This is a genomic window from Prochlorococcus marinus XMU1408 (genome assembly GCF_003208055.1).
Classification (GTDB): Bacteria; Cyanobacteriota; Cyanobacteriia; order PCC-6307; family Cyanobiaceae; genus Prochlorococcus_B; species Prochlorococcus_B marinus_A.
Genome location: NZ_QJUE01000004.1, coordinates 40710 through 52220 on the forward strand (window position 1 = coordinate 40710; position 11511 = coordinate 52220).

Genomic DNA, 11511 nt, shown 5'->3' on the forward strand with positions numbered 1-11511 from the left:
ATCAATAAAAAATCATAGAAATCAATATATCCAATTAATTTAGTCATACACCTCCAAATCTTCTTCTTCTTGACTGATAGTCAAGAAGTGCCTTTGTTAGAGCATCTGCATTAAAATCTGGCCAAAAGACATCTGTCACATGTATTTCTGCATAAGCTAATTGCCATAATAGAAAATTACTTATCCTTTTTTCACCACTAGTTCTAATAAGCAAGTCTGGATCAACCTCACTTGCGGTAAACAATTCAGAAGCGAATACATTTTCATCTATCAAAGAAGGATCTAATTCTCCTTTTACCGATCGCTCAGCCAACTTTTGAGCAGCAAGTACTAACTCTCTACGACCTCCATAATTGGTACAAATATTAAAGCGTATTCCTTTGTTATTTAAAGTTGACTTAACCGACTCATTGATCAAGTCTTTTAATGAGACTGGCAATGGATCAAGATCACCTAAAAAATTAATTTTTACTTCTTCAAGTTTTAAATTAGACAATTCACGTTTAAGAACACTTTCAAAAAGTGTCATCAAGAAATTCACTTCTTCATTCGGTCTAGACCAGTTTTCAGTTGAGAAAGCATAAACAGTAAGAGCTCCTATCCCCCAATTACTACATAAGCGCAAAGTAGCTTTTAGCGCCTCAACTCCAGCGGTATGACCAATTGTTCTTGGCAACCCCTTTGCTTTTGCCCACCTGCCATTACCATCCATAATCACAGCAATGTGATCAGGCATACGAAGACGATCCAATTCTTTAGGTAATGGATATACCTCTTTAGTATTAGAGCTGCTTATTACAGAAGGGTAAGTCAATTCAAAGACTCCTTACTGTCATTACTGTTCCCAAGATTAACTCTAGACTGACCAACTTTAGGTTCAATAGTAGAAGAAGTCGATTTCAATGAAGAATTCGTGCTGGTGGACTTAGATGCAGAGGGATTTGAAGGATCCAAAAAATCTTTCAGAAGATCAAGTAATCGACTGCTAGTGATTGGTCTCTCCAGTCGTCCTTGACTTGCTAAAGATAAGGTACCTGATTCTTCTGAAACCACAACACAAATACATCTATCAAATCGTTCAGTTATCCCCAGAGCCGCCAAATGTCTAGTCCCATATCTACTTATTCCTTGCCTCGAAAGCGGCAAAATAACTCCTGCTGAGATAATTCTATTTCCCTTTACCAAAACAGCTCCATCATGAAGAGGAGTATCTGCCGCGAAAAGATTTAATAACAACTCAGATGACAATTGAGCATCTATTGGAACACCGGGGAAAAGAAAATCTTCAGGACGCAAGTCACTCCCCATGTCAACAACGATTAATGCCCCTTTTCTATTTTGCGATAAGCGCCCTGCAGCTTCAGTTAATTGAGCAAAAGTATTTGAGCTTGCTCTAAATTCTTTTTGAGTATTACCAAGAATTACAGCTAATCTTCCAGTTCCTAATAATTCCATCAATCGCCTTAGCTCTCCTTGCCACAAAATTGCTAAAGATAATGAGCAGGCCAATACCAATGCATCTACCAGTTTTGAAGTGATTGGTAAATTCGCAAACCGCTGAACAAACCACGCTAATGAAACTAAAAAGAGATAGCCTCTTAAAAGCCACAATGTCCTTTGTTCTTTAACTCTTGTAAAAAGGAGGACCCCAAGAGCTGAAGCAAATAAGACATCAAGGAGGACACGCAAGTTTATAAGCCACCAAAAGTTCACTCCTATACCCCAACGTTATTTCAACTTACCTAATTCTTGGTAATAAAGCGATCAGGTAATACATCTAATTGCAATAGATCTTCAGGAAGCTCTCTTCTTTGTGTTAACTCTACACAACCTTCTCCAACTATTACTGTGGCAGGTCTAGGAATTCTGTTGTAATTCGAACTCATTGAATAGTTGTAAGCTCCTGTTCCAAATACGGCAAGGAAATCACCACTTTCACAAGACGGAAGGTAAAAATCTTTCAATAAAACATCTCCTGACTCACAATGTTTTCCTGCAATAGTGACTTTTTCTAAATTTAAATTCAATGGTTTGTCTACTAAGCAAGCACTGTAAAGTGATTGGTAAGTTATTGGACGGGGATTATCGCTCATCCCTCCATCAACTGATAAATAGGTTCTTATTCCAGGAACAACTTTTTTTGCTCCAATCTGATAAATAGTAAGCCCAGAATTAGCTACCAGAGATCTCCCAGGTTCACACATTAATCTTGGTAAATCTAAATTTCTTTCTCCACATGCTTTGACGACAGCTTTAGAAACAACTTCAACCCATTCTTCAATTGAGGGAGGATTGTCTTCTTGAACATATTTAATACCAAGACCTCCACCCAAATTCAAATCAACTATGGAATGACCGATTTCCTTGGCAAGCTTTAAAGTATCAGCCATAACTCCAGCGAGATCAATATGCGGTTGAACTTCAAAAATTTGAGATCCTATATGAGCATGTAAACCAGTTAATTTGGCCCAATCGTATGTCTTTAATTCTTCTAAAACCGACTTCACATCATCAGGATCAAAACCAAATTTGCTGTCTAAATGTCCTGTTCGAATATATTCATGTGTATGGCATTCAATTCCAGGAGTAAACCGCAACATTAATTTCGCTGGTTTTTTTTCAGAAGCAATGATTTTTAATAACTCAATGTCGTGATGATTATCTATAACTATTGTCACATTATTTTTATAGGCAAAATTTAATTCATCGTGAGATTTGTTATTTCCATGAAAAACAATATTCTCGCCTTTTACACCACCCTTCAAGGCCGTTAGTAATTCACCTTCTGAAACTGCATCGAGTCCAAATCCTTCAGAAGCAATAAGTGCACAAATTGCCAAAGAGCTATTAGCTTTTGAAGCGTATAAAGGAAGAGAATCTCCTGGATAATGCTTATTTAAAGAATCAATATAAGTTTTACAGGCAGTCCTAAGTGATAACTCATCAAAAACATATAGAGGTGTTCCATATGTTTTTGCAAGTTCACTTAGTTGACAGCCTCCTACTATTAATTTCTCACTCTCATTAATTTCTGAAGAGATAGGAGCTATATTTCGATTTGGACTATAAATATCCCTATTGGGTTCATAAGCTTTTGGGCCTAGCATGGGAAGTTTTTACTTCAATATTTAGCCAATCTAGGGATCAATCAACCAATTAGTATTCTTTTTGAAGAAAGACCGCTTAAACAATTAAAAGTTGGTTATGAATCTCAAAATAATCCAACTTGAGGAAATGCATTTAAATGATTGTTTTGACTTGGATCAAAAATCATTAAAAGGCCTTTGGACAAAAGATCAATGGCAAAGAGAACTTACTGATCCTAAAAGGATTTGCCTAGGAACGATAGATATTGAAACTAAAAAACTTCTTGGTCTATGTTCTGCATGGTTAGTAACAGATGAATTACACATAACATCAATTGCTGTTCATCCCATACATAAAAGAAAAGGAATTGGAAAAGTTCTAATCTCAGACTTAATTAAACGTGCAAAGGCTCTTTCAACAAAACACATAATTTTAGAAGTTAAAGACAGAAACGAAGAAGCTAAATCTTTTTACAAATCAATGGGATTCAAAATTGTAGGTCATAGATCCAATTTCTATAAAGATGGGAGCGATGCTCTAATCCTCACTAAAGGATTATTTAAAAAATAATAAAAGCAATAATTTAAGTACGGTTAACCGAAGTCAAAAACAAATATTTTTATTGGCCTTTGCATCAATAAATACATTTAATTCTTTTTCAACAAACACTTAATATTTACCCTTTATAAAAAAAAGCCTAACCGTACACATTTCACACTTAACCCTGATAAATTAGGTTAAATAGTTAATGGCAAGAGCTAAATGTTTGAGAGGTTTACAGAAAAGGCAATAAAAGTGATCATGCTTGCTCAAGAAGAAGCAAGACGCCTTGGGCATAATTTTGTAGGAACTGAACAAATCCTCTTGGGTCTAATTGGAGAAGGAACTGGAGTTGCAGCTAAAGTTCTTAAATCTATGGGAGTTAATTTAAAAGACTCAAGAGTAGAAGTTGAAAAAATAATAGGAAGAGGATCAGGCTTCGTTGCAGTAGAAATTCCTTTCACACCAAGAGCCAAGAGAGTGCTTGAGCTTTCACTAGAAGAAGCTCGACAACTTGGTCATAATTACATTGGAACTGAACATCTTTTGCTTGGCCTTATTAGAGAAGGCGAAGGTGTTGCAGCAAGAGTTCTTGAAAACTTAGGCGTAGATCTTACAAAAGTAAGGACACAAGTTGTTCGCATGCTCGGTGAAACAGCTGAAGTAACCACTGGTTCTGGATCATCAAAAGGATCAGCAAAAACTGCAACTCTTGATGAATTTGGCACTAACCTTACTAAGCTAGCTAGTGAATCAAAGCTCGATCCTGTAGTTGGGAGGTACGAAGAAATCGATCGTGTAATTCAAATTTTGGGTAGAAGGACTAAAAACAATCCGGTTTTAATAGGAGAACCAGGGGTAGGAAAAACAGCTATTGCCGAGGGACTTGCTCAGAGAATTCAACAAGGAAATATTCCTGATATTCTCGAAGAAAAAAGAGTACTAACTCTTGATATCGGTCTACTTGTGGCAGGAACAAAATATAGAGGTGAGTTTGAAGAAAGATTGAAAAAGATAATGGAAGAAATAAAGTCTGCTGGAAACGTAATTTTAGTTATTGATGAAGTTCATACGCTAATTGGAGCAGGTGCTGCTGAGGGGGCTATTGATGCTGCAAATATTTTAAAGCCAGCTCTAGCAAGAGGTGAATTACAGTGTATTGGCGCTACAACTTTAGATGAATATCGCAAGCATATTGAAAGAGATGCTGCATTAGAAAGAAGATTTCAGCCCGTAATGATTGGAGAACCTTCAATTAAAGATACAATTGAAATTCTTAGAGGTCTAAGAGAGAGATATGAACAACATCACAGATTAAAAATTACTGATGAAGCATTAGATGCTGCTGCAAATCTTGGTGATAGATATATTTCAGATCGTTTTTTACCCGACAAAGCAATTGACCTAATAGATGAAGCAGGAAGCAGAGTTCGTTTACTTAATTCCAAGTTACCCCCGGAAGCAAAAGAGGTTGATAAAGAATTAAGGAAAATTCAGAAAAATAAAGAAGAAGCCATAAGAGATCAAAATTTCACACAGGCTGGGGAACTTAGAGAAAAAGAAGTTGAACTTAGAGATAAAATCAGAAACCTTTTACAAAACCTAAGACAAAAAAACTCATCAAATGCCGAATCAGATTCTGGTGAAAAGAAAGATACAATTCAAGAAAAAGCAGATCAAATAACTTCTCAACCAGATGAATTAAAAGTTTCTCAACCTATAGTCAACGAAGAAGATATTGCTCATATCGTAGCTTCATGGACAGGTGTTCCTGTACAGAAATTAACGGAGAGTGAATCAGTCAAACTTCTAAATATGGAAGATACATTGCATCAAAGATTGATCGGTCAAGACGAAGCTGTTAAGGCCGTTTCTAAAGCTATAAGGAGAGCAAGAGTTGGTCTTAAAAATCCAAACAGACCAATTGCTAGTTTTATTTTTTCTGGCCCAACAGGTGTAGGAAAAACTGAACTAACTAAAGCTTTAGCAGCCTATTTCTTTGGTAGCGAAGAAGCCATGATTAGACTAGATATGTCTGAATTTATGGAAAGGCATACTGTTAGCAAATTGATTGGTTCCCCTCCTGGATATGTTGGATTCAATGAAGGTGGTCAATTAACAGAAGCGGTTAGAAGAAGGCCTTATACAGTCGTTTTATTCGATGAAATAGAAAAAGCTCATCCAGATGTATTTAATCTTCTACTTCAACTCCTCGAAGAAGGTAGATTGACAGATTCAAAAGGTAGAACTGTTGATTTCAAAAATACTTTAATAATAATGACCTCCAATATTGGCTCTAAAGTTATAGAAAAAGGTGGTGGTGGGCTAGGATTTGAATTCTCTGGTGAAAACCTAGAAGATACTCAATACAACAGAATTAAATCTCTAGTAAATGAAGAATTAAAGCAATATTTCCGACCTGAGTTCCTCAATAGATTAGATGAAATAATTGTATTCAGACAACTCTCCAGAGAAGAAGTTAAGGACATAGCCGAAATCATGCTTAAAGAAGTATTCCAAAGAATTAAAGAAAAAGGGATTTCTCTAACTGTCTCAGACGATTTTAAAGAAAGATTAGTTGAAGAAGGTTATAACCCTTCTTATGGAGCTAGACCATTAAGAAGGGCAGTAATGAGATTGTTAGAAGATAGCCTTGCTGAAGAAGTTTTATCTGGAAGGATAAAAGATGGAGACAAAGCAGAAGTAGATATTGATGAAAGTAAAAAAGTAGTTGTAAAACATCTAGGAAAAGATAGTTCAACTCCAGAATTAGCAAGCGCTACTGTTTAACTATAAAAATTCAAACAACTAATATATGACCCTAAATATTCATTGTATTTCACCATTAAAAGTAGTAAAGGGACAGGATGCTTGGATTAAATCGATAAAACTAATTGATAAATTAACTAAAAGGCCTTTAATTTTAGGTAGAAGCAGTTCAACAAAGCATGTAAGGGATTCATTTCAACTTGATCTTATATCAAAAGGTATTAATGCAATTTCTTATGAATTAGATAGCGATTGTTGTGAATTAGATATCAATAATGCATATCAATTTTCAATAAATAACAATTGTGATGGAATTATTGCCGCAGGTGGGGGGAAGGTCCTTGATGCAGGAAAGTTAATTGCTGATTTACTCGGCATCAATTGCATAACTGTTCCTCTAAGCGCTTCGACTTGCGCCGGATGGACTGCGTTATCTAATATCTATAGCCCTGATGGAAAGTTCATTAAAGATGTAACTTTAAAAAGCTGTCCCAATTTACTTATCTTCGATCACAACATTGTGCGCGCTGCTCCACCAAAAACTTTAGCTAGTGGCATTGCAGATGCTGTTGCTAAATGGTATGAATCATCCTTAACAAGTAGTACGAGTCAAGACGGCTTCGTTCAACAAGCAGTTCAAATGGCCAGGGTTTTAAGAGATCAGCTATTTTTAAATGGCTACAAGGCTTTCACGGATCCGCTAAGCAACTCCTGGGTAACAGTCGCTGAGGGATGTGCTTTGACAGCTGGAATAATTGGAGGACTTGGAGGCGTTAGATGCAGAACAGCGGCGGCACATTCAATACACAATGGATTAACTCAATTGGCTTATAAAAACAAACCACTTCATGGGGAACTTGTTGGATTTGGTTTGCTCGTACAATTATATTTAGAAGAGAAGAATTCAAATAGTCAATTACCAAAACAAGCTAAATCACAACTCATTAATTTCCTATCTCAACTAAATTTGCCTATTTCTATAGAATCTATTTCTTTAAAAAGTCCAACTCCAGATCAGCTACATAAAGCATGCAAATTTGCATGTAAAGATGGCTCAGACATACATCATTTACCTTTCCCAATTAATGAAAATGTTCTTCTTGAAGCCATTGAAAATTATCATTCATTACCTACAAGTTCCAACATAACTTTTAAATAATATTTAAGATCATTGAACAAAGAACGAAGTAATCATATTAATCCAACAAATGCTTCAAAAGCTTATATAAAAAATATAAAAGATCAAATTATTGATAAGCAAGCTAGTAGGCTTTTTGAAGATCTAAATTGGATAAAATTAAAGGGTATTTCATGTAATGAATCAGATTTATTTCCAGCAGTCATAACAGGTAGAGGAAAAAAAATACTTCTTTTACATGGTTTTGACAGTTGTTTTCTTGAATATAGACGTCTCACACCTTTTCTAAAAAAGAATAATAAATTAATTATTCCTGATCTATATGGATTTGGCTTTTGTCCAAGATCTAGGGGCAACAAATATGGATTTAAATATTTAATAAAACATTTAAATTCTGTTTTGGACCTTTTTTCAGACAATCAACCTATAGGAGTAATCGGTGCTTCTATGGGAGGGGCTTTGGCTTTGGAGTTAGCCAGACAAAACCCAAAAAGAGTCGATAAATTACTTCTTTTATCCCCAGCAGGTTTAGTAGGAAAAAACCCAAAAATACCCTGGCCCTTAAATCATTTTGGCGCTTTTTTCCTCAGCCAAACTTATGTCCGTAGGGGATTGTGTAGACAAGCATTTGCACATCCAACCAAAAGTGTTGGCCCTGCCGAAGAACAAATAGCTTCAATACATTTAAAAGTTCCCGGATGGGAATCTTCTCTTGCAGACTTTGCAGCACAGGGAGGTGTATCCGATTGTGGACTCCCAAAACCAACTCAACCTCTCAAAATTATTTTAGGGAAGCACGACAGAATTATTCCAAAGAATGAAAAGGAAAAAACGAACAAAATCTATAATTCCAGCATACAAATAGCAACGAATTCAGGACATTTACCCCACCTTGAAGAACCCCAATTAGTAGCTGAAACCTGGAAAAATTTTAAATAGCAAATGATCTTCAAGCAGAATCATAAGAAAGGAGTTCTTGCTAAATTATTAGAAAAAGGTATAAAAATATTACTTAAAAAGGAGTGCAAAAACATTAGTAATATAACTATAGATATTGAATCTAGTTCTATACAAATCATTAAAGGTATAATAAAAAAAATAAATATAACAGCCAAAGATGTAAATTATAAAGACCTTTTATTTGATGAAATTGAATTGGAAGCTAATGATATGAAAATCATATTAAAGATTAATAATAAAGAATTAAATCTCAGAAATAATTGTAAAATAAAATTTAAAGTTTCATTATCTGAAAATTCATTAAAAACTATTTTATTTTCCCACAATTGGACTTGGATTGGTAAATTATTAGCTCAAGGAATATTAAATCAAAATAAATTAGAAGACATAAAGATAAGAAATAATCAAATTTTATTTAAAGCTTCAAAAGATAATGAAATTATAAATGAAGAGGAAAATGTTGATATAAAAGTAGAGAAAGATAAGATTTTTCTAGAAAATAAATCCTATAAAAGTTCAGTTGAGATACCTATTGAGGATAAGATATTGATTAAAGATGTATCTATTAAAAATAATTTAATTATTATTCATGCTAATTCTACTTTAAGTATTTAATTAATCTATGAGATGATTAATGGTGATAGCAAAATCACTATGTAAAAAACTATAGCAGGAGTAAATAAATAGCTGTCTATTCTATCGAGAATTCCTCCATGACCAGGTAAAAAGTCACCTGAATCTTTTAATCCAGCATTTCTTTTCATCATTGATTCAGTCAAGTCTCCGACGAGAGAAAACAAGGCCACTAAAATACCAATAAAGATACCAATAAAGATTCCAAATTTCCACCTAAGTAAATAGCCGCAAAGTGCTCCAATTAATATTGAAAAAAATAATCCACCAAAAACACCTTCAATGGTTTTAGAGGGTGAAATAGGAGATAGTGAATGATTCCCAAACTTCTTACCTACAAAATAAGAGCCTATATCAAATCCAACTATCATCAGGCATGTAGAAAAGGTTATTAGCATTCCAAATGTAATAGATGATGACCAATCAGGAGGTATCAAATGTAGATTATTTTTTAAATCAGACTCTAAGAGATTTCTCAATTTAATCCAATGACTAGGCAAAAAACCCAAATAAAATAACCCGAAAATTGATGCTGCTATATCAGCAATTGAACCTGTAACTGGTTGAAGCAATAACCAGCAACAAATAGCAGCTCCAGATAATGGTAAAATTGCATCTGAAATCTCAATAGAAACATATCCACGAGAAGATAATTGAGTAAAAAAAAGTAATATTTGACAGGCCACTAATGTTGTCTTAGTAGCTGGTCTTATCCCTGTAAATTCTGTCATCCGAAAGAATTCTAAGAGTGCCATATGGACAATTATACTTAATGATATAGAGAACCACCAATTACCAAGAGATACAATTAAGATCCCAAAAGCACCTACTAAAAGTCCACTTAATAATCTTTTTTTTGAAACAGCTAAGGACATTAAATTAGATGTAGAAAATATAGCTTTCTTATATAAAACATACTTTGAAAGGTTTGCTAATAATAAATTTCATTATAGCTGATAAATACATATTATTAATCAAGAAATAACTCTTACAAAATCTGAAATTTGATCTGGCCAAAAGCATCTTTGCTCCACCAACCAATCAACACGAGCTTTGTCCAAAACTTCACCAGGCACCAATAAAGGTATTCCTGGAGGATAAGGGCAAACCATATCAACTGAAATTCTTCCTATAGATTCCTTAAGACTAACACTCTCAAAATTCGAACCCCAAGAAGAAGAGCATGGATTCAATGGCTTAGAAACGACATTAAAAGGTGGTCTTTTAAATAAAGAAAATTTTTGTTGACTATTAGAAGATTTTAAGATTTCATTCCAAACTCTTACAAATTTTTTTTTCAATCCCTTATGTGAAGAGAACCCAAGGCAAAAAGTTAATGTTCCTGGCTCAGCTAATTCACCAATTATTCTTTTATCTATAAACTTTTTATCAACTTCAATGCCACTTAAGCCGTATTTTGAGGTATGGAGAATAAGTCTTAGTGGGTCACTATTTTGAAGAAGAGGTACATCATGGCTAATCAGAAATTCCGATAAAGACTCAGCTTCTTCAATTCGAGCATTCAATTTCTTTTGTCCTTTCGGTTCTATGAGTTCCTTGATTGAGCTTTCACAAGAAGCTAATAAAAGAGAGCTAGGGCTTGAAGTTTGAAGCAACTCTATACTTCTCTCGATTTTAAATGGATCAACCTTGTCCCCTTGCGACCATAAAACTGCGGATTGAACTAAACCAGGTGCAGATTTATGTAGAGAATGAACAACAAGATCTGCACCTAAAGTTAAAGCCGACTTAGGTAAATCTGCTCTGATTTGACTTACTAGATAGCCACCATGAGCCTCATCAACCAAAACTGGTAAAGAGTGAGAGTGAACCTCTTTAATCAAAGGTTCCATATCGGCAGAATATCCTTGATAAGAAGGGTTAACTAAAACGACTGCAGCTATATCTTCTTCTAATTCTTTTGCTTTTATAAAAACCCTCTGTAACCAACTCCTATCAAAAATATAAGCATGACCACGATCAGATAGAAAAGGAACATCAAAAAGAATCGGTGTTAATCCTCCAAACAAGCATGCTTGAATACAGCTTTTATGGATATTCCTGGGCATAAGAACAGCTTGACCAGGACGAGCCAGCGCCAAAAGTGAGCTTTGAAGTAAACCCGTAGCACCGTTAACTCCGTACCAACATCTATCAACTCCCACTTCAGAAGCAGAAGACTTTTGACTTTCTGCTACTGCTCCTTCACCAATCAATGGTCCACCAATTTCAAAAAGCTCCGGTAAATCCCAAATGCCAGGTCTTAGCTTTAGGAGCTTTCTAAGCTTTTTAGGAAGAGAATTCCCTCTCCCATGCGCTGGTAAAAAAAGGTTTTCACTTTTATTACCAGAAAGCAAGGTAATCAACCCCATAGAAAAAAAGAA

The 11511-nt window shown here is 34.8% G+C and carries 10 protein-coding genes; 5 read left to right on the forward strand and 5 right to left on the reverse strand.

Annotated features, from left to right (window positions below):
- Positions 1-43: 43 nt before the first annotated feature.
- From DNJ73_RS06075 to lysA, 3 genes are read right to left on the reverse strand one after another with little or no spacing between them, the layout of a single operon-like run.
- On the reverse strand, positions 44-814 hold the full coding sequence (locus DNJ73_RS06075) for an isoprenyl transferase (protein WP_158466827.1): 771 nt from the start codon (positions 812-814) through the stop codon (positions 44-46).
- Positions 811-1713 carry a diadenylate cyclase CdaA gene (gene cdaA, locus DNJ73_RS06080; protein ID WP_158466828.1) on the reverse strand — a complete coding sequence of 301 codons (903 nt, stop codon included), beginning with the start codon at positions 1711-1713 and terminating at the stop codon, positions 811-813. Before cdaA ends, DNJ73_RS06075 begins: the two co-directional genes overlap by 4 nt.
- A gap of 29 nt (positions 1714-1742) precedes the next feature.
- Positions 1743-3107, reverse strand: coding sequence for a diaminopimelate decarboxylase (gene lysA / locus DNJ73_RS06085; protein WP_158466829.1), 1365 nt, complete (start codon positions 3105-3107; stop codon positions 1743-1745).
- Between the two features lie 97 nt (positions 3108-3204).
- Here lysA and rimI point away from each other — a divergent pair, with 97 nt between their 5' ends.
- The 5 genes from rimI to DNJ73_RS06110 all read left to right on the forward strand — a co-directional run bounded on the left by rimI (position 3205) and on the right by DNJ73_RS06110 (position 9109).
- Positions 3205-3657 carry a ribosomal protein S18-alanine N-acetyltransferase gene (gene rimI / locus DNJ73_RS06090; protein ID WP_158466830.1) on the forward strand — a complete coding sequence of 151 codons (453 nt, stop codon included), beginning with the start codon at positions 3205-3207 and terminating at the stop codon, positions 3655-3657.
- A 192-nt stretch (positions 3658-3849) separates the two neighbouring features.
- Positions 3850-6417: an ATP-dependent Clp protease ATP-binding subunit gene (locus DNJ73_RS06095; RefSeq protein ID WP_158466831.1), complete on the forward strand. Its 2568-nt coding sequence runs from the start codon at positions 3850-3852 to the stop codon at positions 6415-6417.
- A gap of 25 nt (positions 6418-6442) precedes the next feature.
- On the forward strand, positions 6443-7555 hold the full coding sequence (locus tag DNJ73_RS06100; RefSeq protein WP_158466832.1) for an iron-containing alcohol dehydrogenase family protein: 1113 nt from the start codon (positions 6443-6445) through the stop codon (positions 7553-7555).
- A gap of 12 nt (positions 7556-7567) precedes the next feature.
- Positions 7568-8473 carry an alpha/beta fold hydrolase gene (locus DNJ73_RS06105; RefSeq protein ID WP_158466833.1) on the forward strand — a complete coding sequence of 302 codons (906 nt, stop codon included), beginning with the start codon at positions 7568-7570 and terminating at the stop codon, positions 8471-8473.
- Between the two features lie 3 nt (positions 8474-8476).
- Positions 8477-9109: a hypothetical protein gene (locus tag DNJ73_RS06110; RefSeq protein WP_158466834.1), complete on the forward strand. Its 633-nt coding sequence runs from the start codon at positions 8477-8479 to the stop codon at positions 9107-9109.
- A gap of 5 nt (positions 9110-9114) precedes the next feature.
- Here the strand turns inward: DNJ73_RS06110 and DNJ73_RS06115 are convergent, their stop codons facing one another.
- Both DNJ73_RS06115 and DNJ73_RS06120 read right to left on the reverse strand, forming a co-directional pair.
- Positions 9115-10002: a phosphatidate cytidylyltransferase gene (locus tag DNJ73_RS06115; RefSeq protein WP_158466835.1), complete on the reverse strand. Its 888-nt coding sequence runs from the start codon at positions 10000-10002 to the stop codon at positions 9115-9117.
- Positions 10003-10101: 99 nt separating this feature from the next.
- The gene (locus tag DNJ73_RS06120; RefSeq protein ID WP_158466836.1) at positions 10102-11499 is read right to left on the reverse strand and encodes a lysine decarboxylase; all 1398 of its coding nucleotides are present in this window, start codon (positions 11497-11499) and stop codon (positions 10102-10104) included.
- Between the last annotated feature and the right edge of the window lie 12 nt (positions 11500-11511).